This window comes from Nocardioides sp. Soil796, from assembly GCF_001429525.1.
Taxonomy (GTDB): Bacteria; Actinomycetota; Actinomycetes; order Propionibacteriales; family Nocardioidaceae; genus Nocardioides.
Window position 1 is genome coordinate 1105531 of record NZ_LMSQ01000018.1, and the last position, 20741, is coordinate 1126271.

Genomic DNA, 20741 nt, shown 5'->3' on the forward strand with positions numbered 1-20741 from the left:
ACTGGACTAGGTTTTCTCCATGCGTACCCACGTCGTCGACCACCCGCTGGTGGCCCACAAGCTGACCACCCTCCGCGACCAGGACACCGACAGCCCGACATTCCGCCGGCTGGCCGACGAGCTGGTGACGCTGCTCGCCTACGAGGCGACCCGCGACGTGCGCGTCGACGACGTCACCATCACCACTCCCGTCGCGCCCGCGACCGGCGTGAAGCTGGCCTCCCCGAAGCCGCTCGTCGTCCCGATCCTGCGCGCCGGGCTCGGCATGCTCGACGGCATGGTCCGCCTGCTGCCCACGGCCGAGGTCGGCTTCCTCGGCATGATCCGCAACGAGGAGACGCTCGAGGCGTCGACGTACGCCGAGCGCCTGCCCGAGGACCTCTCCGGGCGCCAGTGCTACGTGCTCGACCCGATGCTGGCCACCGGCGGCACACTCGCCGCGGCGATCCGCTTCCTGGTCGACCGCGGCGCCGACCACATCACCGCGATCTGCCTGCTGGTCGCGCCGGAGGGCTGCGCCCGGCTGGAGCAGGAGCTGGCCGACCTCGAGGTCCCAGTCACCATCGTCACCGCCGCGATGGACGAGAAGCTCAACGAGAAGGGCTACATCGTGCCCGGCCTCGGCGACGCCGGCGACCGGCTGTACGGCGTCGCCCACTGACCGACCACGGTCAGAGCGGGCGGACCGGCTCCCCCTGCAGTGCGCGGAAGGCGAACGCAGTCGCGACCGTGATCACCGGGAAGGCCACCAGGAGCCCGACGCCGCAGGCGACGGCACCACCGAGCATGCACAGGAAGCAGAGCAGCGCCAACAGGAGCAGCTCACCCACGTTGGCCGTGGTGAGCGAGACGCTGGACCTGATCGCCGTGAACGCGTCCTGCCCCTTGCCGACGATGAAGTAGTTGGTCAGGAACGTCAGGAACAGCACGACCAGGCCGGGCAGGACACACAACGCCAGGCCGATGGTCGTGGCGATCGAGAGAACGACGGCGGCGATCAGCACCTGCACCAGGTCGAAGCGGGAGAACATGGCGCCGACACTGACCTGCTGGCCGTCGACCACGTCGAGCGCGAGGCGCACCATCGCCGCAGACAGGATCAGGCTGATGATGCTGCCGAGCAGGTTGAGCACCAGTGCCATCGGGTGGAAGTCGAACTCGAAGCCTCCCCCGGAGGAGTCGGCGGTGAACGAGAACGTCTGCCCACCCGTGGTCAGTGCGCTCACCACCTGGATGGCGATCGGTACGAGCAGCACGATCAGCGCGGCCCCGAGCAGCGCCCCGGTGTGGGTGGTGAACGCCTTCCAGCCGTAGCCGATCGCCTCGGTTGCCGCGAAGCCCCGCCCGCCCGGCGGCGGACCGGGAGGCTGCTGGCCCCAGCCGGGCGGCTGCTGGCCCCAGCCTGGAGGACCGGCCGGCGGCGGCTGCCCCCAACCGGGCTGGTTCGGGTCGCTGGGCGGGTACGGCGGCTGCTCGCTCATGCCGCCTGACCCTAACGCCTTCGCTCAGCTGACGGTGGAGAGCAGCTGGGTGGCGCGGGTGAGGACGACGTAGAGCACGGCCCGGCCGGTCTGGGACTCGTCCTCGATCTCCTGGGGGCGCACGACGACGATGCCGTCGAACTCCAGGCCCTTCGTGTCGAGGCCGGTCAGCACGACGATGCGGTCGTCACCGCTCGGCGTGACGCCGGGCGATGCGGCGGAGGGCGCGTCGCCGGCGAACTCGGGCCAGGACGCCAGCCACGCGTTGACCTCGGCGCGACGGGCCACCGGCACCACGATGCCGACGGTGCCCGAGACCTCGCCGGAGAGGCGGGCCACCTCGCTGCGCACCGACACCTCGAGGTCGTCGACCGGACCGAGCACCGTGGGCGGGATGCCGGTCGAGCGGACTGCGGTGGGCAGGTCGGCGTCGAGGCCGACGCGGGAGGCGTACGCCGCGGCGAACTCGTAGATCTCGGACGAGTTGCGGTAGTTGGTCGACAGGTGGAACCGGTGCACCTGCTTGCCCTCGAGCGCCGTACGGCGTGCAGCGTCGGACTCCGACGGCACCGGCCACGACGACTGTGCCGGGTCGCCGACGATGGTCCACGACGCAGCGCGGCCACGGCGGCCGACCATGCGCCACTGCATCGGGGTGAGGTCCTGTGCCTCGTCGATCAGCACGTGGGCGAAGGGGTCGTCCTCGATGCGGTTCGTCGGCGGCTTCCACGACGGCCCGGTGGCGAACTCACGCTCGGAGGCGGTGGTCAGCTCCTGCAGGTCGCCGCCGAGGTGGTCGGAGAACTCGTCGCCGTCCTTGGACTTCTCGGGCAGGTCGCCCAGCTCGTAGCGGGCCTCGTCGAGCAGCGGGATGTCCTCGATGGTGAGCGTCTCGGACCAGTGCTTGTTGAGCAGGGCCTGCTCCTCCTGGCCGAGCACGCCGTCGGAGACGCGGGCCAGGAAGTCGGGGTCACGCAGCCACGCCATGACCTGCGCGGCGTCGAGCGGCGGCCACCACTGCAGGGCGAACTCGAGGAACTGGTCGTCGCCGAGCATCTCGTCGTTGAACGAGTCGCGACCCCGCTCACGGCCACGCTCACCGCGGACCTGACGCCACATCGCGTCGAGCAGGGTCATCGCCACCCGCGGCATCTGGCGGTTGCGGTGGCCCTGGTTGAGCAGTTGGCGACGCAGTCGGCCGAGCAGCTGGCGGTCGAGCACGATCGTGTCGTCGCGGTAGAAGATCCGGAAGTCGCGGGGCGCACCCGGGACGGCCTGGCGCGCGGCCCGGCGTACGACCTCGGCCATGCGGATCGAGCCCTTCACGTCGGCGACGGCCGGCTCGTCGTGACGGGTGGCGCGGACGCCGTCGACGACCTCGCCGAGCGAGCGGAGCGCCACGGCGGTCTCGCCGAGGGACGGCAACACCCGCTCGATGTAGCGCATGAACACGCCGGACGGACCGACGATCAGCACACCGCCGCCCTCGTAGCGGCGACGGTCGGTGTAGAGCAGGAACGCGGCACGGTGCAGGGCGACGACCGTCTTGCCGGTGCCCGGACCGCCGGAGATCTCGACGACGCCCTTCGAGGGGGCCCGGATCGCCTTGTCCTGCTCTGCCTGGATGGTGGCCACGATGGAGTGCATCGACCGGTCACGGGCGCGGGAGAGCTGCGCCATCAGGGCGCCCTCGCCGACGATGGGCAGGTCGGTCCCGGCCTGGTCGTCGAGGAGCTCGTCCTCGACACCGACCACCTTCGGGCCGGTCGCGCGCAGCACCCGGCGTCGTACGACGGAGTGCGGCTCGGCCGCCGTCGCCTGGTAGAACACCGCGGCGGCGGGGGCGCGCCAGTCGATCAGCAGCGAGTCGCGGTTGGCGTCGCGCAGACCGATGCGGCCCACGTAGCGGGGCTCGGGATCGAGCTCGGGGCGCATGTCGAGACGGCCGAAGACCAGGCCCTCGTGGGCCGCGTCGAGCTGGGCCATCCGCTTCGCGGCCTGGAAGACCATGGCGTCGCGCTCGACCAGGCCACCCTCGTGACCCAGGCGACCGCGCTCGTGGCCCTCGCGGGCCAGTTGCTGGGCCGCCGCCGTCGACTCCTCGAGCTGGTCGTACACCCGGTCGACGAACGCCTGTTCCGCAGCGACTTCCCGCTCGGCAACGTCATCGGACAACGCAGGACCACCCCTCGAAGATGCACAAGAACCAAGCAGGCAAGACTACCGGGCCGCGCCTGCCAGCGGAAAACCAGATCGGCCAGCGATGAATTCCCGAAACCTGCGTGGTCTCCATGGGCATCGACCCACCCACCACTTCAGGAGAAACCGCCATGAGCACCACGACCTTCGCCACCGAGACCACCACCACCGCCACCACGAGGAGCACGAAGCGCACCGTCAGCTACGTGATCAGCGGCCTGGTCGGTCTCTTCCTCGCCGTCGACTCGATCAGCCACCTGCTCAACGTGCAGACCGCGCAGGACTGGAACGAGAAGTACGGCGCCCCCGAGTGGTTCAGCTATCCGCTGGGCATCTCGCTCGGCATCGCCTTGATCGTCCATCTGATCCCGCGCACCGCGGTCCTCGGCGCCGTGTTGATCACCGGCTACCTCGGCGGCGCGATCGCGGTCAACATCTACCTCGACGACCAGGCGGTCTTCGGCTCCGTCTTCGCCTTCGCGATGGCGGTCCTGGTCTGGGGCGGCCTGTGGCTGCGGGACGACCGGGTCAAGGCGCTCTACACGCGCTGACCCACCGCGCTCTGCGCCCGACCTGCGTCAGGCAAGCAGGTCGCGCTGCCGCTCGGCGCCCTTGCGCTCGGCGAGGAGCCAGGCGGCCAGCCCACCGCCGATCGCGCCGAACAGGTGTCCCTGCCACGAGATGCCGGGCTGTCCGGGGAGCACGCCCCAGAGCACGCCGCCGTACATCAGCAGGATGAGCACGCCGAGGACAATCTGCCCGGCCTTGCGGGCGAAGAAGCCACGCACCAGCAGGTAGACCAGCCAGCCGAAGACCAGCACCGAGGCGCCGATGTGCACCGAGTTGTCCTGGCCGGTCAGCCAGGTGCCGACCCCGCCGACGACCCACACGATCGCGGTGACGCCGAGCCACGTGCGGGTGCCGGACAGCAGGATCAGGAAACCCAGCACCAGCGTCGGCACGGTGTTCGCGATCAGGTGGTCCCAGCCGCCGTGCAGCAGCGGGGCGAAGACGATGCCGAGAAGCCCGTCGGTCTCACGGGGTTGAACTCCCTCGGCGTCGAGCCGGTTGCCCATCAGCGTGTCGACGAACTCGATCACGTAGAGCAGCGCGACGAAGCTGCCGATGACCGTGGCGGCCCGCACCCACCGCGGGGTCTCCGCAGTGGAGGACGTGCGTGCGTCGGGGAGGCTCATGCCTCCAGCGTATCCAGCGGTCGGCTACTTTTTCCTGCTCAGGAAGGCCAGCATCGCCTCGCGGGCCGCATCCGAACCGAAGAGGCGGCCGGACAGTGCGGCGAGGTCGTCGCCCCGGGCGTCCATGCGGTCGAGCAGGTCGCGGGCCAGCAGTGCCTTGGTCTCGCGCAGACCCTGGGCCGCACCCGTGGCCAGCTCGGCGCACACGGCGGCCACGGCGTCGTCGAGCTCGTCGGCGGGTACGGCGCGGGTGACCAGGCCCCACTCGGCGGCTTCGGCGCCGGTGAACTTCGCACCGGTCAGGCACGCGTAGGCACCGGCCCGCGAGGTCATCCGGGGCAGCACGGTCAACGAGATGGCGGCCGGCGCCAGGGCCAGCTTCACCTCGGTGAGTGCGAACGTCGCGTCGTCGGCAGAGATGGCGATGTCGGACGCGGCCACGATGCCGATGCCGCCGGCGCGCACCGCGCCGTACACGCGAGTCACCACGGGCTTGGCGAATGCCACGATGCGGCGCTGCAGGTCGACGATGCCCTTGGCGCCTTCCTCCATCGAGCCCTCAGCGGCCTCGGAGAGGTCGGCGCCCGAGCAGAAGACCTTGCCCTCGGCGCCGATCACGACGACCTTCACGTCGTCGTCGGCCTCGGCCCGCTCGAGCCCGGCGTACAGCTCGGTCACCAGCTGGCGCGAGAGCGCGTTGCGGTTGTGGGGCGAGTCGAAGGTGAGGGTCGCGATGCCCTCGGCGGTGGCGTACTTCACGAGCTCGGTCATGCGCGCCATCCTGCCATCCCCCGAACTCGGGGATCAGGCGAGCAGCGCGACGATCACGAACATCACCGGCACGGCCAGCATCGTGCTGACGAAGATCGCGTCGCGGGCCACGATCACTCCGCGGTCGTAGCGGGTGGCGTGCACGAAGATGTTCTGCGCGGTCGGCAGCGCGGAGAGCACGGTCACGGCGAGCAGCGCCTCGGAGTCGAGGCCGAACAGGAAGCGGCCGGCGGCGTACGCCGTGGCGGGTTGCACGACCAGCTTGAGCACCGAGATGAGCCCCAGCTCGGCCGGTGCTGCCCCGCGCCCGGGCAGTGGGCCGAGCCGCAGCGAGACGCCGTACGCCAGCAGCATCGCGGGCACCGCCATGCCGCCGACCAGGTCGAGCGGGTCGTGGATCGGGGCCGGAAGCTCGACGCCGGCCAGCGACACGGCCAGCCCGATCAGCGACCCGACGGTCAGGGGCGTGCGCAGCGGCCGGGAGATCAACCGCCACGCCGAAGGAGGCTGGGGCGAGGTGGCCTGGTCGAGCACGGCGAGAGCCAGCGGCTGAAGGACCAGCAGCTGCATCAGCAGCGTCGGGGCCACCAGCGCCACGTCGCCGATGACGTACGCCGCGATCGGCAGGCCCAGGTTCCCGGCATTGACGTACGCCGCACAGAGCGCGCCCACCACGGTGTCGGCGAGGTCTCGGCGGAAGACCAGCCGGGCCGCGACGACGTACACCGCGGACGCGACGAGCACCCCGACCGCGGTGGCCGCGAGGTTGCGCGAGAAGACCTCGGTCACGTCGGTGTCGGCCAGCACCGTGATCATCAGCGCAGGGCTGGCCACGAAGAACGCCAGCCGCGACAGCACCACCTGCGAGGCGAGGTCGAGGACCTTGAGGTGCGCCAGCAGGGCACCGAGTCCGATCACCACGATGATCGTGGCGAATCCGGCAAGGACTCCCTGCATTGCTCCCCTTCAATGGTGGCTGGGGGCTGTGGGTGGGCCCCGGGACAGCCCTCAGCCACCATTGAACACTGGGAGTTCTCTTGACGTCAAGATACTTGAGGTCGGTGCTTCATTCCTCCATGAGCCGCGAGCGGATCAGGAAGCGCCTACCTTCGGGCGCCTCCAGCGAGAAACCGGCGCCACGACCCTTCACCACGTCGATGGTGAGGTGCGTGTGCGACCAGTACTCGAACTGCGACCTGCTCATCCACACCGGCACCGCCCGCTCGAGACCCACGTCGAGGTCCCCGAGATGGATGTCGGAGTCCCCCGTGCGGAACTCGCCCTGCGGGTAGCACATCGGCGACGAGCCGTCGCAGCAGCCGCCGGACTGGTGGAACATCACCGGCCCGTGCGTCCCGGTGAGGCGGCGGATCAGCTCCGCAGCCTCCTCGGTGACGGCGACGCGTTCCATTTAGAAGAAGCCCAGCTTGTCGGGGCTGTAGGAGACCAGGAGGTTCTTGGTCTGCTGGTAGTGGTCGAGCATCATCTTGTGGTTCTCGCGACCGATGCCCGACTGCTTGTAGCCGCCGAACGCGGCGTGGGCCGGGTAGGCGTGGTAGCAGTTGGTCCACACCCGGCCGGCCTCGATGGCCTTGCCGGCACGGAACGCCCGCGAACCGTCACGCGTCCACAGTCCGGCACCGAGGCCGTAGAGGGTGTCGTTGGCGATCTTGAGGGCGTCGGCCTCGTCGTCGAACCCGGTCAGCGAGACCACCGGTCCGAAGATCTCCTCCTGGAAGATGCGCATCGAGTTGTCACCCTCGAAGACCGTCGGCTGCACGTAGTAGCCCTCGGCGAGGTCGCCCTCGAGCACGTTGCGGCCGCCACCGGTGAGCACCTTCGCGCCCTCCTTGGTGCCGATGTCGATGTAGCTGAGGATCTTCTCGAGCTGGTCGTTGCTGGCCTGGGCGCCCATCATCGTCGTCTCGTCGAGCGGGTTGCCCTGCTTGATCGCCTCGACGCGGACGATCGCGTCGGCCACGAAGTCGCTGTACATCGACCGCTGCACGAGGGCGCGCGACGGGCAGGTGCAGACCTCGCCCTGGTTGAGCGCGAACATCGTGAAGCCCTCGAGCGCCTTGTCGTAGAACGCGTCCTTCTCGTTGGCCACGTCGTCGAAGAAGATGTTGGGGCTCTTGCCGCCGAGCTCGAGGGTCACCGGGATGATGTTCTCGGTGGCGTACTGCATGATCAGGCGGCCGGTGGTGGTCTCGCCGGTGAAGGCGATCTTGCGGATCCGCGGCGACGACGCCAGCGGCTTTCCGGCCTCGACACCGAAGCCGTTGACCACGTTGAGCACACCGGCCGGCAGCAGGTCGCCGATCAGCTCCATCAGCTTGAGGATCGACCACGGGGTCTGCTCGGCCGGCTTGAGGACCACACAGTTGCCGGCGGCCAGGGCCGGGGCCAGCTTCCACACGGCCATCAGGATCGGGAAGTTCCAGGGGATGATCTGGCCGACCACGCCCAGGGGCTCGTGGAAGTGGTAGGCGACGGTGTTCTCGTCGATCTCGGAGATGCCGCCCTCCTGGGCACGCAGGGCACCGGCGAAGTAGCGGAAGTGGTCGATCGCCAGCGGCATGTCGGCGTTGAGGGTCTCGCGGACCGCCTTGCCGTTGTCCCAGGTCTCGATGACGGCCAGGTCCTGGAGGTTCTGCTCCATGCGGTCGGCGATCTTGAGCAGGATGTTGGACCGCTCGGTGGTCGACGTACGACCCCAGGCGTCGGCAGCGTTCCAGGCAGAGTCGAGTGCGGCATCGATGTCCTCGGCGGTGCCACGGGCGATCTCGGTGAACGGCTTGCCGTTGACCGGCGAGATGTTCTCGAAGTAGGCGCCCTTGATCGGGTCGACCCATTCGCCACCGATGAAGTGGCCGTAGCGGCTCTTGACCTCGATGGAGGATCCGTCGGTGCCGGGTGCGGCGTGAACAGTCATGTCGTGACTCCCAGAAAGTGTCGAGAAGGGGCGTCGGAAGGTGACGCCGCTCACAACGTAGGGAGCCGCACGTTGCACGGACGTTGCGCTCAGGCCGAACTCTCAGGCCGAACTCTCAGGCGAGCTCGCGGTCCAGTCGCTCGATCTGGCCGTTGATCAGGGGCAGCAAAGGCGACCTCGGGCCGACGGCGTCGCGCTGGGCCACCCACATGTCGTAGTCGTCGGTGCCCCACGACGACCGGGTCCACGTCGACATCAGGTCGGGTACGCCGGACCGCAGCACCCCTTGTCGCACCGTCGAGTCGATCGCCTCGCGCAGCCGGACCACGCCAGGCGCGGTCGAGCGCGGGAGCAACGGGCCGCGATAGGCGCGCACGGCGCCGGCCACGTCACCGTTGACGATGCGCGCCTCGACCGCCAGCCAGTCGCCCGACACGTCGGCGACCAACCGGTAGGGGCGGCTGGCCAGGAGGTCGTCGCCGAGCAGGTTGCGCAGCCGGTTGAGCTCTGCCCGCAGCGTGGACCCGGAGTTGTCCTCCTCGTAGAGCAGCACCGCCAGCTCGTCGCCCGAAAGGCCACGCGGCGCCGACGCGAGCAGAAGCACCAGCTCGCTGTGCCGCGGGGAGAGACGCAGGGTCGAGTGCCGTCCGGAGCCGTCGTCGATGTCGAGCAGCGCTTCGTGGCGGCCCAGCCCCTGGATGGAGATGCCGAACCCCGCCTGCCGGCGTACCTCGGCGGGCTGCGCGGAGGCGGTGAGCTTGAGGTGCGCCAGCTCGGTCTCGGCCATCCGCGCCGCGGCCCGCACCATCGCCATGGTCTGGGGCACGACGATCTGGTCGCCACCGGTGATGTCGAGGACACCCAGCAGCTCGCCCGTGGTGGGGTCGTGGATCGGCGAGGCGGCACAGCTCCACTGGCGCACCGAGTGCCGGAAGTGCTCGGAGCCGATGATGCTGATCGGCTGGCCCAGGGCCAGGGCCATGCCGGGTGCGTTGGTGCCGGCGAACCGCTCGTCCCAGTTGGACCCCTCGACGAAACCGATCTTCTCGGCCTTGCGGAGCACCTGCGGGTGGCCGCACACCCAGAGCAGCTGGGCCGACGCGTCGGAGACCGCCATCACCGCGTCACAGTCGCGGGCGGCCTGGCCGAGCACGTCGTCGAGCAGCGGGAAGACGTGCGCCAACGGGTGCGCCTCGCGGTGCCCGCGCAGGGTGTCCTCGGCGAGCGTGATCGGGGCCTCGGGCTCTTCAGCGCGTACGCCGGCCGCGGCGGAGCGATGCCACGACTCCGCCACCTGGACCCGCATGCCTTCAGAGGTCATCCGACCAGTGAACCTCCTTCGTCGTCCCTGCACCAGTGCCGTCCGAAACCCATCCGATCGGGCGGCCGCTCCGAAGCACACCCATGAAGCGACTCTGGAATGCCCTGTGCTCCGGCTCGCCGTTCGCCCTGGCAGGTGTGCTCGCCACACTCTGCGGGATGGCGGCAGGCCACCTGATCGCGTCACTTCTCAAGCCGGCGTCCTCACCGGTGCTCGCGGTCGGCTCCACGGTGATCGACCTGACGCCGACTCCGCTCAAGGAGTACGCCGTCCGCGAGTTCGGCACCAAGGACAAGCCGATCCTGCTGGCCAGCGTGATGGCGGTGACGCTCCTGCTTGCCGCCGTCGCCGGCTTGCTGGCGCGCCGCTGGTTCCCCGTCGGGGCGGGGCTGCTGATCGCCCTCGTCGCGCTCGCGGGAGCCGCTGCAGTCACCAGACCGCTGGCCACGGCGAGCGACGTGGTGCCGTCGTTGGTTGCCGCCGTGGTCGGCTTGGTGGTCCTGGTGCTGCTGGTGCGACTGCTCAACGGCGCACGGGAACCGGCGGACGAACCGGCGCAGGAGGCGGCGGAGGAAGAACCGGCTCCCAAGCGCTCCGCGGGCGGGCCTGTGGGCACCTCCCCGGCCGGTGGGACCGGCCCGTTCGACGTGATGTCGAACCTCGAGCCGATCGCGCGGCGCAAGCCCAGGTCGAAGTCGAAGTCCGCACCGACGGCCGCTCCCCGCGCCTCCCGACGCACCCTGCTGATCACGACGGGCCTCGTCGCGGCCGCCTCGGCGACCATGGGCTGGGCCGGCGAGAAGATCATCGCCTACCGGACCCGCATCGGGAACGTGAACCTGCCGCCCGCAGCCAAGCCGATCGCGCCGCTGCCGGCGGGTCTCGAGAACGTCTACTCGGGCATCTCCAACTTCCAGACCTCCACCGACCGCTTCTACCGGGTCGACATCAACCTGACCCTGCCCGTGGTGCCGGTCGACGACTGGAAGCTGACGATCGACGGCGACGTCGACAACTCCTTCAGCCTCACCTTCGACGAGCTGGCCGCGATGCCGTTGATCGAGCGCGACATCACGATGACCTGCGTCTCCAACGAGGTCGGCGGTCGCTACATCGGCGCCGCGCGCTGGCTCGGCGTACCCCTCACCGACCTGCTCGACCGGGCCGGGGTCGGCAGCAAGGCCGACCAGATCCTGAGCACCGCCGTCGACGGCTTCACCATCAGCACACCCCTCGAGGTGGCCCGCGACGGACGCGACGCGATGGTCGCGATCGGCATGAACGGCGAGCCCCTGCCGGCCGAGCACGGCTTCCCCGCGCGCCTGATCACGCCCGGTCTCTACGGATTCGTCGGCGCCACCAAGTGGCTGACCCGCCTCACGCTCACGACGTACGACGACGACTCGGCGTACTGGACGGACCGTGACTGGGCCACCGACGCCCCGATCAAGATCTCCTCGCGGATCGACACCCCGAAGCCGCTGGCCACCATCAAGGACGGCCAGACCGTGATCGGCGGGGTGGCCTGGGCGCAGCGCGTCGGCATCAAGAAGGTCGAGGTGCGCATCGACGGGAATGCGTGGCAGGAGGCGACGCTCGGGCCGGATGCCGGCATCGACTACTGGCGTCAGTGGTACCTCCCCTGGGACGCCAGCCCCGGCCAGCACATGCTCGCCGTCCGGGCCACCTCGCTCGACGGTGAGGTCCAGACGGCGGCGCGTGCGACCCCGTTCCCCGAGGGCTCCAGCGGCGTCCAGGAAATCGTCGTCACCGTCGAGTGACGACCGGCCTGAGGCAGCTCCGGCCCGAAAAAACTTCCGTCACCGACCAATCCGGTCGGCCGGCGGCAGCGAATCAACACCCGACAGCACCAGAACCCAGAAAGGCACTCCCATGAAGCGCTCCATCATCCGCCAGACCGGTATCGCCGCAGCTGCCCTTGCCCTGTCGGTGTCGCTCGCCGCCTGTGGTTCCGACGACAACGGCGGTGACGACAAGACCACCGCCGAGGACACTCCCAGCCAGACCGAGTCGTCCGCCTCGTCCGACGACATGGCCGACGACGCCGGCGCCGAGACCTTCGGTGCGGGCTGTGCCAAGATCCCCACGAGCGGTGCCGGTTCGTTCAACGGCATGGCCACCGAGCCGGTCGCCACGGCGGCCAGCGCCAACCCGCTGCTCGAGACCCTCGTGACCGCGGTCGGTGAGGCCGGTCTCGGCGACACCCTCAACTCGGCCGAGGCGCTGACCGTCTTCGCCCCGACCAACGACGCGTTCGCCAAGATCCCCGCGGACACCCTCAAGGGCGTCCTCGCCGACAAGGCCACGCTGACCAAGATCCTGACCCACCACGTCATCGCGGGCCAGCTCGGCCCGGACGAGCTCGCCGGGAAGCACAAGACGCTCGCCGGCGACACGATCATGGTCAAGGGCTCGGGTGAGGACTTCACCGTCGGTGGCGAGAACGCGGCCGTCCTGTGCGGCAACATCCCCACCGCCAACGCCACGGTCTACGTCGTCGACTCCGTGCTGATGCCGGCTTCCTGATCCTGGGAAACCAGGACACGACACAATGGATCACGTGACAGGCATTGCATCCGTTCCCTCCGGCGACTCGTCGTCGGAGGGGGCGGGTGCGCCCGCCCTGGCTGACCTGTTCCGCAGGGCCGCCCGGGGTGACGAGTCCGCCTTCTCCGCGTTGTACGACGCGACGGCGGCTCGGGTCCACGGCCTCGTGCTGAGGGTCGTCCGCGACCCGGCGCAGGCCGAGGAAGTCACCCAGGAGACCTACCTCGAGGTGTGGCGCACGTCGGCCCGCTTCGACGCCGACCGCGGCAGCGCCCTCTCATGGCTGATGACGATCGCCCACCGCCGTGCGGTGGACCGGGTCCGTTCGGCCGAGGCGGCCCACCGCCGCGACAACAACTACCACGACCAGTCCGAGACGGTCCCGCACGACTCCACCGCAGAGGCCGCCGCCACCGCCCTCGAGGCGACCCGCGTACGCCGAGCCATGCAGTCGCTGACCGAGATCCAGCGAGAAGCCCTCGAACTCGCCTTCTTCGGCGGTTACACACATACGGAGGTGGCTTCGATGCTGGACGTTCCGATCGGCACGGCCAAGACTCGTATCCGCGACGGACTCATCCGTCTCCGTGACGCATTGGGGGTGAACCAGTGATGAGCGACATCCACGCACTGTCCGGCGCCTACGCCGTCGACGCCCTGGACGACATCGAACGACACCTGTTCGAGAAGCACCTGGCGACCTGCGCGGACTGCCGCGCCGAGGTGGCCGGTCTCCAGGAGACCGCGGCCGTGCTCGCCGCAGCCGTCGCCACGCCTCCCCCGCCCGCGCTCAAGGACCGCATCATGGCCGAGGTGGCCACGGTCCGCCCGCTGCCTCCCGAGGTGCCCGGCCGTCACGTCGACGAGGAGCGGCCCTCACGTCGCCGCTGGTTTCCGTCGCTGGTCGCAGCGGCAGCCGCAGTTGCGGTGATCGGTGGCGGCGCAGTCGTGATCACCCAGCCGTGGCAGGACGAGACCACCCAGCTCAGCGCCACCGCCCAGGTGACGCAGGCCTCCGACGCCGCGACGATCTCGGCCGACCTGCCCGACGGCTCGACCGCACGCATCGTGCGTTCGGCTTCGCGCGGCCAGGCCGTGCTGCTCGCCGACGACATGCCCGAGGCACCGGCCGGCAAGGTCTACCAGCTCTGGCTCCAGGCCCCCTCGGGCGACATGCTGCCGGCCGGGCTGATGAACGGCGGTGACGCCGAGGTGCTCCTCGACGGAGACGCACGTACGGCGACCGGCGCAGGCATCACGGTCGAGCCGGCCGGCGGATCACCCACACCGACCTCCGACCCGGTGGCCCTGTTCGCCTTCGAGGGAGCGTGACCCGGAGGGTCGCCGTTGTGGGAAGTGGCGTTGCCGGCCTCACCGCCGGGTACGCCATTTCCCGCACGGCGCACGTCACGCTGTTCGAGGCCGACGACCGGCTCGGCGGCCATGCCGACACCCACGAGGTCGACGGCCTGGCCATCGACACCGGGTTCATCGTGCACAACGAGCGCACCTACCCGACACTGCTTCGGCTCTTCGCCGAGCTCGGCGTCGAGACCCAAGCCTCCGACATGTCGATGTCGGTGCGCGACGTCGCCACCGGGCTGGAGTACGCCGGTGCGCTCGGCGCCCGTGGGCTGTTCCCGACGATCGCGAACCTGGGACGGCCGGCGTACCTGCGGATGCTGGTCGAGGTCCCCCGCTTCCACCGCCGGGCCCGCGCACTTCTGACCTCCTCGGGCTCGGGTGAGGCTGCCGAGGACCAGACCCTGCGCGACTTCCTCGCGGACGGCGGTTTCTCGGCGTACTTCACCCGGCACTTCATGGAGCCGCTGGTCGCCGCGGTGTGGTCGTGCGACCCCGAGTCGTCCCTCGACTACCCGGCCCGCTACCTCTTCGCGTTCCTCCAGCACCACGGCATGCTCGGTGTCTTCGGCTCGCCGCAGTGGCGCACCGTCACCGGTGGCTCGCGGGAGTACGTCGCCAGGGTGGCCGCCCAGCTCCCCGACGTACGCCTCGGCACGAAGGTCACCTCCGTGCTCGAGACTGCCGACGGCGTCGAGGTCACGGACGGCAACGGTGAGGTGACCAGGTTCGACGCGGTCGTCATCGCGACGCACCCCGCCCAGGCGCTGACCATGCTGGCCGACCCGACACCCGCGCAGCGCGAGGTGCTCGGCGCGATCCCCTACTCGCGCAACACCGCGCGCCTGCACACCGACGCGTCACTCCTGCCCAAGGCACGCCGCGCGCGGGCGTCGTGGAACTTCCTCCGCCCGGAGGCCAGCACCGGCGAGGTCACCGTGACCTACGACCTGACCCGGCTCCAGCGGCTGCCCACCGACCGGCCCTACCTCGTCACACTGGGTGGCGCCGACCTGGTCGACCCGGCCACGGTGATCGAGACGATGGAGTACGAGCACCCGCTCTACACGCCGTCGTCGGTGGCCGCGCAACGCCGGTTGCCCGAGCTCGACACCGACCGTCTCGCCTTCGCCGGCGCCTACCACGGCTGGGGATTCCACGAGGACGGCGCGGCCTCGGGTGCCCGTGCCGCCGAGCGGCTGGGCTTCGCGTGGTCCGCCACTCCCGCCGCGGTGGAAGCCGGTCGCGTCTACGAGACCTCCGTGCGGCACGTTCGCCGAGGGCCGGTGGAGCACGCGTTCGACAACGCCTCCCATGCCTGGCTGGTCGACCTCGACGACCTCCCGCCTGCCCGGTGGACCGCGTCGTTCGAGGCCCGCGACCACCTCGGTTCGCCCGACCACTCGCTGCGCCGGAATGTCGACGACTTCCTTGCCACACAGGGAATCGCCCTCCACGGCGGCCGCATCCTGATGCTCGCCAACCCTCGGGCGCTGGGCCACTGTTTCAACCCGATCAGCGTCTACTGGTGCCACGACGCCAGCGGCGCACAGGCCTGCGTGGTGCTCGAGGTCCACAACACCTACGGCGACCGGCATGCGTACGTCGTACGACCTGATGCGCATGGTCACGCAGGCGTCGACAAGGCGATGTACGTCTCGCCGTTCAACGACACGTCGGGTCACTACGAGGTGTCGGTGACCCCGCCCGGCGACCGGATCGCGGTCTCGGTGACGTTGCAGCGCGACGGCGAGCCCGCGTTCACCGCGTCGGTGACCGCCCGCGCGCTGCCCGCCGGGCGGCGACCATGGCGTGCGGCACTGGCACCAATCCGGACCTCACTGTTGATCCGAACACAGGGCATCGGCCTCTGGCTGCGACGACTCCCCGTCCAGCGCAGGCCCACGCACCCACGACAGGAGGGGGTCCAGTGACCATCACCGACGCTCGCCAGGAGACCACACAGGCCGACCGCTGGCCGGGCCTGTACGCCGTACCGTCCGGGCCGAAGGCCGCCGTCTCGGCAGCCGTGGCCCGCCGGATCTTCGCGCACGCCACGCAGCGGCTCGGGATCACCGTCGAGACGCCGAGCGTGCGCGCCGTCGACACGTCGGCGCCGACGATCGTGCTGCACCGGCCCGACGAGTTCTTCCGCAAGGTCGGCAACGACGGCCTGATCGGCTTCGGTGAGGCCTACATGACCGGCGCCTGGGACTCCCCCGACCTCGACGCCCTGCTGACCAGGATGGCCGGCGAGATCGCGACGCTGGTGCCCGACTGGATGCAGCGCCTGCGCGCGGTCTGGATGGCGCGGATGCCCCGCGCCCACCGCAACAGCGAGGACCAGACCCGCGACAACATCAGCCACCACTACGACCTGTCGAACGACCTCTTCGCGACGTTCCTCGACAAGACGCTGAGCTATTCGTCGGCGTTGTTCGACAGCCAGGTCGAGCGGGTCGGCGACCACCTGGTCGCCGCGTCCCCCGGCATCGTCGAGCGCACCGACCTCGAGGGCGCCCAAGGCGCCAAGATCGAGCGGCTCCTCGACCAGGCCGGGGTTCGCGAAGGCTCGCGGGTGCTCGAGATCGGCACCGGCTGGGGCGAGCTGGCGATCCGTGCCGCCCGCCGTGGCGCCAGTGTCCGCTCGGTGACCCTGTCGAGCGAGCAGCAGGCGCTGGCCCGTGAGCGCATCGCCGAGGCCGGGTTCGCCGACCGGGTCGAGGTCGACCTGCTCGACTACCGCCAGGTCACCGGCACCTACGACGCGGTCTGCTCGGTGGAGATGATCGAGGCCGTCGGCCACGAGTTCTGGCCGACCTACTTCTCCACGATCGACTCGCTGCTCGCGCCCGGTGGCCGGGTCGCGATCCAGGCGATCACCATGCCGCACGACCGCATGCTGGCCACGCGCGGTGGTTTCACGTGGATCAACAAGTACGTCTTCCCCGGCGGCTTCCTGCCCTCGACCGAGGCGATCGAGCAGGTCACCACCGAGCACACCTCGCTGCGCGTCACCGAGCGACTGTCGTTCGGGCTGCACTACGCAGAGACCCTGCGCCTGTGGGACGAGGCGTTCCGCACGTCGAGCCCCGTCGTACGACGCCTCGGGTTCGACGACGTCTTCGAGCGCATGTGGCACTTCTACCTGGAGTACTCGCGTGCCGGGTTCGCTTCCGGGTACCTCGACGTGCAACAGATCACCCTGACCAGGAGCGACTCATGAGCGTTGCCGCACGCCTCGAAGCGGGCCTGCGCCCGGTCCTGCGGGGCGGCCTGCCGGTGCGGCTCGAGGCCTGGGACGGCTCATCGGCCGGACCGTCCGACGCGCCGCGGGTCACCATCCACTCGCCCGACGCGTTGTCCCGCATCTTCTGGCGCCCGGGTGAGCTCGGCGCCGCACAGGCCTACGTCTCCGGAGAGATCGACGTCGACGGAGACCTCGACGCGGCCCTGACCCACGTGCGGTCGGTCGCGCGATCACGCGGGCTCGCCGGCCTGGGCTTCAGCCCTGCCGTGGCCAGCGGACTCGTGAAGGTGCTGCGCGACGTACGCCTGCCACCACGTGCGCCGGCCTCCCAGGCCCGGGTCCGCGGGCGGCTGCACAGCAAGCTGCGCGACCGCGCGGCGATCAGCCACCACTACGATCTCTCCAACGACTTCTACGAGCTGATCCTCGACCCGTCGATGGCCTACTCCTCGGGCTACTGGTGCTCCGACGAGCCCGACTACACGCTCGCCGACGCGCAGCGCGACAAGCTGTCGCTGATCCTCGACAAGCTCGGCCTCAAGCCGGGCATGACGATGCTCGACGTGGGCTGCGGTTGGGGTTCGCTGACCCTGCAGGCCGCGCAGCGCGGCATCAAGGTGGTCGGCGTGACGATCGCGGCCGAGCAGAAGAAGTTCATCGACGCCCGCATCCGTGACCTCGGCCTGGAGGACCACGCCGAGATCCGCCTGCAGGACTACCGGGAGGCCACCGGTGAGTACGACGCGGTCGCGTCCGTCGAGATGGGCGAGCACGTGGGCCAGCGCAACTATCCGACGTACGTCGAGGTCCTTCGACGTTCAGTGAAGCCCGGCGGCAGGGTGCTGGTCCAGCAGATGTCGCGCACCGGCAAGCATCCGGGAGGCGGCCCGTTCATCGAGTCGTTCATCGCTCCCGACATGCACATGCGTCCGGTCGGTGAAACCGTGGCGTTCTTCGAGAGCGGGGGTCTCGAAGTCCGCGACGTGCACGCCATGCGTGAGCACTACGTGCGCACGGTGGGGGCATGGATCGAGACGTTCGAATCCAACATCGACCGGGTCACCGCCCTCGTCGGCGAGGAGGTCGCCCGTGTCTGGCGGCTCTACCTCGTCGGCGGGGGTATGGCTTTTCGCGACGGCCGCATGGGCGTCGACCAGATCCTGTCCGTGCGGCCAGGACGGGACCACACGATCCCGCCGGTCCGCACGTGGTGACTGCGTTCCTCCTCGTCTCCGGCGCCTCCCTCGCGGCGGCGGCCCTGCTGATGGCGGTCACTGCCGTGATCGGGCATCGGCTCGGCAAGGTCTCGGTGGTCGACACCTCGTGGGGCCTCGGCTTCGTGCTGATCGCCCTGGTCGCCGCGGTGCTGGGCGACGGGGCTGACTGGCGGCGCTGGCTGCTGTTCGCGCTCGTCGGGTTCTGGGGACTCCGGCTGGCCTGGCACATACACCGTCGCAACCACGGACAACCCGAGGACGCCCGCTACGCCGCCATGCTCGAGGGCCAGTCGTACGCCGTCGCGGTGCGCCGGGTCTTCGCCACCCAGGGCATCGCACTGTGGTTCGTGTCGTTACCGCTGCAGGTCTCGGCCGTCGCCGGCTCCGGTGTCACGTGGGTCGTGGCGGTCGGCGTACTCCTGTGGCTGGTCGGCGTCTTCTTCGAATCGGTCGGCGACGCCCAGCTGGCGGCGTACAAGCGTGATCCCGAGCGTGGTCCGGTGATGGACCGCGGCCTGTGGGCGTGGACCCGGCACCCGAACTACTTCGGCGACACCTGCGTGTGGTGGGGCATCTTCCTCGTCGCCGCGTCGGCATGGCCCGGCGTGCTGACCGTCCTCTCCCCCGTGGCGATGACCTACTTCCTGGTCTTCGCGACCGGCGCCCGCCTGCTCGAGAAGCACATGGCCGGCCGGCCCGGCTGGGACGACTACGTCGCCCGCACGTCGATGTTCGTCCCCCTGCCGCCGCGTCGGCCGGGTCGGAGGGCTCGGTAGGCTCGCCGCCATGGCGATCATCCATCGGGCAACGATCACTCCGACCAAGCTGGAGCTCCTCGACGCATGGCTCGCCACGCCCGCTTCCGGTGGCCTCGAGGGCCCCGATGCGTTGAGCCAGGTCGGCAACTACCGCCTCGACGACCCCGACGGTGAGGTCGGCATCGAGGGCCTGCTGATCACCCGCGGCGGTCCGCTCCGCCACGTCGTCGTGACCTACCGCGCCGCCCCGCTCGACGGCGCCGACGCGCACCTGATCACCACCATGGAGCACTCGGTCCTCGGCCAGCGCTGGGTGTACGACGCCTCCGGCGATCCGGTCGCGATTGGCGCCTTCCGGCGGGCACTGGCCGGCCAGCAGGAACAGGCCGCCCTCGAGGTCTGGGACGGCGACACCCTCGTCGAGACCCGCGAGCCGACCGTCCGCCTCGCGGTGGAGAACCCGGCTGCTTCGCCCGACGGACTCCAGGTGCACCTCGCCGCCCAGATCGGCGCCGAACTGCCCGGATCGTCAACCCTGGTGGCCACCTGGGACGGCGGCACCGCCGTCATCGCCTCCGCCTGAATCAGCAGCGCGTCCCCCGGTTGGTTGAGGAGGCGCGCCAGCGCCGTCTCGAAACCACGCCCGTCGTCGGGCGGCCTCGGTGGTTGAGGAGGTCCCGCCAGGGACCGTCTCGAAACCACGCCCGTCGTCGGGCGCGGCTCCAGTGGTAGCCCCGCGTAGGCATGAGCCACGCGTCGAGCCCGGGGTTACCGCTGAACGCCATCTCGGTGGTTGAGGAGGCGCGCCAGCGCCGTCTCGAAACCTGCTTGGTGCGTGCGAAGGCTTCGATGGTGGCTGAAGGTCGTCCAGTCGAAGATCGGGAGCCGTCAGCCACCACGGAAGGCCGTGCTTGCGACGCCGTGCGCTTCTCGATGGTTGAGGAGGTCCCGCTAGGGACCATCTCGAAACCTTGCCCGCCTCGGTGGTTGAGAAGGCGCGTCAGCGCCGTCTCGAAACCAGGCCCGGTCAGGGCAATAGGGCCAAGCGGGCGGTGAGGACGGCGGTGGGCCGGTGTGGGCGTGGCGGTAGCCCCGTTCACCGTGTTGTGGTGGCGGGGCTTGCGCTGGTGGTGCTGTGGGGCCGGTGCTGCTTGTACTGATCCCGACGTTGCTGCGGATGAAGTCGCTGTCGCGCGGTGTCGGGGTTCAGTTGGTGGGGANCCCGTCCTTGTTCCTGACGTACGACCACCGGCCGTGGGTCTTGGCGAGGTGATGTCGCCGGCACAACGGGGCGAGCCTGTCGGGGCTGGTCTGCCCCGGTGGCCCGGTGTCGTCGTAGGACTCAATGTGGTCGAGGTCGCAACGGCGTGAATCAACCGAACAGTGCGGGAAGACGCAATGCCGGTCGCGGGTGATGACCTGTTCACGCATCGCTTCGGGCGGGTCGTGCTGATCGACGGCCCAGTCGTGATTCAGGTCGATGACCGGGGTCATCGTGGCGTCGGGGCCGAGGTCACGGATCCAGTCGAGAATCTTCTCGACGGTGACGGCTCCGAACAGGTTCGTCTCCGCCATCCCCGGCGCCGGCTCGTGGCCGCCGGTGCCTGCGGAGGCGCCGTGGGTGCCGGTGGTGGCGAGGTCGGCGAGGTTCACGTGGATGTAGAGCCGGGTCTTGAGGTAGGA

Annotated in this window: 19 protein-coding genes; 11 read left to right on the forward strand and 8 right to left on the reverse strand. The window is 70.0% G+C overall.

What is annotated here, in order from left to right:
• Positions 1 to 19: 19 nt before the first annotated feature.
• On the forward strand, positions 20 to 661 hold the full coding sequence (gene upp, locus ASH02_RS16675; protein WP_056679657.1) for a uracil phosphoribosyltransferase: 642 nt from the start codon (positions 20 to 22) through the stop codon (positions 659 to 661).
• Between the two features lie 10 nt (positions 662 to 671).
• Here upp and ASH02_RS16680 read toward each other — a convergent pair whose 3' ends face one another.
• Both ASH02_RS16680 and ASH02_RS16685 read right to left on the reverse strand, forming a co-directional pair.
• Entirely contained in the window at positions 672 to 1481 is an 810-nt protein-coding gene (locus ASH02_RS16680; protein ID WP_056890362.1) for a hypothetical protein, read from the reverse strand.
• A gap of 24 nt (positions 1482 to 1505) precedes the next feature.
• Positions 1506 to 3656, reverse strand: a complete 2151-nt coding sequence (locus tag ASH02_RS16685) for a HelD family protein (protein ID WP_056890363.1) — start codon at positions 3654 to 3656, stop codon at positions 1506 to 1508.
• 155 nt (positions 3657 to 3811) lie between these two features.
• Between ASH02_RS16685 and ASH02_RS16690 the strand changes: the two genes are divergently transcribed.
• Complete coding sequence (locus ASH02_RS16690; protein WP_057295110.1) at positions 3812 to 4231, forward strand: DoxX family protein; 420 nt, start codon at positions 3812 to 3814, stop codon at positions 4229 to 4231.
• Between the two features lie 27 nt (positions 4232 to 4258).
• Here the strand turns inward: ASH02_RS16690 and ASH02_RS16695 are convergent, their stop codons facing one another.
• The 6 genes from ASH02_RS16695 to ASH02_RS16720 form a co-directional block, all read right to left on the reverse strand.
• Entirely contained in the window at positions 4259 to 4876 is a 618-nt protein-coding gene (locus tag ASH02_RS16695; RefSeq protein ID WP_057295111.1) for a rhomboid family intramembrane serine protease, read from the reverse strand.
• A gap of 24 nt (positions 4877 to 4900) precedes the next feature.
• Complete coding sequence (locus ASH02_RS16700; protein ID WP_082620916.1) at positions 4901 to 5647, reverse strand: enoyl-CoA hydratase-related protein; 747 nt, start codon at positions 5645 to 5647, stop codon at positions 4901 to 4903.
• 33 nt (positions 5648 to 5680) lie between these two features.
• Positions 5681 to 6604 carry an AEC family transporter gene (locus tag ASH02_RS16705; RefSeq protein ID WP_057295113.1) on the reverse strand — a complete coding sequence of 308 codons (924 nt, stop codon included), beginning with the start codon at positions 6602 to 6604 and terminating at the stop codon, positions 5681 to 5683.
• A 109-nt stretch (positions 6605 to 6713) separates the two neighbouring features.
• The gene (locus ASH02_RS16710) at positions 6714 to 7058 is read right to left on the reverse strand and encodes a DUF779 domain-containing protein (protein ID WP_057295114.1); all 345 of its coding nucleotides are present in this window, start codon (positions 7056 to 7058) and stop codon (positions 6714 to 6716) included.
• Positions 7059 to 8582, reverse strand: a complete 1524-nt coding sequence (gene exaC, locus ASH02_RS16715) for an acetaldehyde dehydrogenase ExaC (RefSeq protein WP_056679638.1) — start codon at positions 8580 to 8582, stop codon at positions 7059 to 7061.
• Positions 8583 to 8697: 115 nt separating this feature from the next.
• The gene (locus ASH02_RS16720) at positions 8698 to 9903 is read right to left on the reverse strand and encodes a helix-turn-helix domain-containing protein (protein ID WP_056679635.1); all 1206 of its coding nucleotides are present in this window, start codon (positions 9901 to 9903) and stop codon (positions 8698 to 8700) included.
• Between the two features lie 83 nt (positions 9904 to 9986).
• Here ASH02_RS16720 and ASH02_RS16725 point away from each other — a divergent pair, with 83 nt between their 5' ends.
• The 9 genes from ASH02_RS16725 (at position 9987) to ASH02_RS16765 (ending at position 19641) form a co-directional block, all read left to right on the forward strand.
• Positions 9987 to 11684 (forward strand): molybdopterin-dependent oxidoreductase, encoded by a 1698-nt coding sequence (locus ASH02_RS16725; RefSeq protein ID WP_057295115.1) that lies wholly within the window; start codon positions 9987 to 9989, stop codon positions 11682 to 11684.
• Positions 11685 to 11796: 112 nt separating this feature from the next.
• Positions 11797 to 12450 carry a fasciclin domain-containing protein gene (locus ASH02_RS16730; protein WP_056890370.1) on the forward strand — a complete coding sequence of 218 codons (654 nt, stop codon included), beginning with the start codon at positions 11797 to 11799 and terminating at the stop codon, positions 12448 to 12450.
• Between the two features lie 25 nt (positions 12451 to 12475).
• On the forward strand, positions 12476 to 13084 hold the full coding sequence (gene sigK, locus ASH02_RS16735) for an ECF RNA polymerase sigma factor SigK (protein ID WP_056679625.1): 609 nt from the start codon (positions 12476 to 12478) through the stop codon (positions 13082 to 13084).
• Positions 13084 to 13803 (forward strand): anti-sigma factor, encoded by a 720-nt coding sequence (locus ASH02_RS16740; RefSeq protein WP_057295116.1) that lies wholly within the window; start codon positions 13084 to 13086, stop codon positions 13801 to 13803. The genes sigK and ASH02_RS16740 overlap by 1 nt, the downstream gene beginning before the upstream one ends.
• 17 nt (positions 13804 to 13820) lie before the next feature.
• Positions 13821 to 15767: an FAD-dependent oxidoreductase gene (locus ASH02_RS16745; RefSeq protein ID WP_235539062.1), complete on the forward strand. Its 1947-nt coding sequence runs from the start codon at positions 13821 to 13823 to the stop codon at positions 15765 to 15767.
• Positions 15764 to 17059: a class I SAM-dependent methyltransferase gene (locus tag ASH02_RS16750; protein WP_057295118.1), complete on the forward strand. Its 1296-nt coding sequence runs from the start codon at positions 15764 to 15766 to the stop codon at positions 17057 to 17059. Before ASH02_RS16745 ends, ASH02_RS16750 begins: the two co-directional genes overlap by 4 nt.
• Positions 17056 to 18297: an SAM-dependent methyltransferase gene (locus ASH02_RS16755; protein ID WP_057295119.1), complete on the forward strand. Its 1242-nt coding sequence runs from the start codon at positions 17056 to 17058 to the stop codon at positions 18295 to 18297. Before ASH02_RS16750 ends, ASH02_RS16755 begins: the two co-directional genes overlap by 4 nt.
• Positions 18294 to 19076, forward strand: a complete 783-nt coding sequence (locus ASH02_RS16760) for a DUF1295 domain-containing protein (protein ID WP_200959164.1) — start codon at positions 18294 to 18296, stop codon at positions 19074 to 19076. The genes ASH02_RS16755 and ASH02_RS16760 overlap by 4 nt, the downstream gene beginning before the upstream one ends.
• A gap of 10 nt (positions 19077 to 19086) precedes the next feature.
• Complete coding sequence (locus ASH02_RS16765) at positions 19087 to 19641, forward strand: maltokinase N-terminal cap-like domain-containing protein (protein ID WP_057295121.1); 555 nt, start codon at positions 19087 to 19089, stop codon at positions 19639 to 19641.
• Positions 19642 to 20741: the final 1100 nt, after the last annotated feature.

Coding starts and splice junctions, on each gene's coding strand:
- ASH02_RS16700 (WP_082620916.1), bottom strand. CDS start 5,647: ATGACCGAGCTCGTGAAGTACGCCACCGCCGAGGGCATCGCGACCCTC.
- ASH02_RS16740 (WP_057295116.1), top strand. CDS start 13,084: ATGAGCGACATCCACGCACTGTCCGGCGCCTACGCCGTCGACGCCCTG.
- sigK (WP_056679625.1), top strand. CDS start 12,476: ATGGATCACGTGACAGGCATTGCATCCGTTCCCTCCGGCGACTCGTCG.
- ASH02_RS16730 (WP_056890370.1), top strand. CDS start 11,797: ATGAAGCGCTCCATCATCCGCCAGACCGGTATCGCCGCAGCTGCCCTT.
- ASH02_RS16710 (WP_057295114.1), bottom strand. CDS start 7,058: ATGGAACGCGTCGCCGTCACCGAGGAGGCTGCGGAGCTGATCCGCCGC.
- upp (WP_056679657.1), top strand. CDS start 20: ATGCGTACCCACGTCGTCGACCACCCGCTGGTGGCCCACAAGCTGACC.
- ASH02_RS16755 (WP_057295119.1), top strand. CDS start 17,056: ATGAGCGTTGCCGCACGCCTCGAAGCGGGCCTGCGCCCGGTCCTGCGG.
- ASH02_RS16705 (WP_057295113.1), bottom strand. CDS start 6,604: ATGCAGGGAGTCCTTGCCGGATTCGCCACGATCATCGTGGTGATCGGA.
- ASH02_RS16680 (WP_056890362.1), bottom strand. CDS start 1,481: ATGAGCGAGCAGCCGCCGTACCCGCCCAGCGACCCGAACCAGCCCGGT.
- exaC (WP_056679638.1), bottom strand. CDS start 8,582: ATGACTGTTCACGCCGCACCCGGCACCGACGGATCCTCCATCGAGGTC.
- ASH02_RS16725 (WP_057295115.1), top strand. CDS start 9,987: ATGAAGCGACTCTGGAATGCCCTGTGCTCCGGCTCGCCGTTCGCCCTG.
- ASH02_RS16720 (WP_056679635.1), bottom strand. CDS start 9,903: ATGACCTCTGAAGGCATGCGGGTCCAGGTGGCGGAGTCGTGGCATCGC.
- ASH02_RS16695 (WP_057295111.1), bottom strand. CDS start 4,876: ATGAGCCTCCCCGACGCACGCACGTCCTCCACTGCGGAGACCCCGCGG.
- ASH02_RS16765 (WP_057295121.1), top strand. CDS start 19,087: ATGGCGATCATCCATCGGGCAACGATCACTCCGACCAAGCTGGAGCTC.
- ASH02_RS16690 (WP_057295110.1), top strand. CDS start 3,812: ATGAGCACCACGACCTTCGCCACCGAGACCACCACCACCGCCACCACG.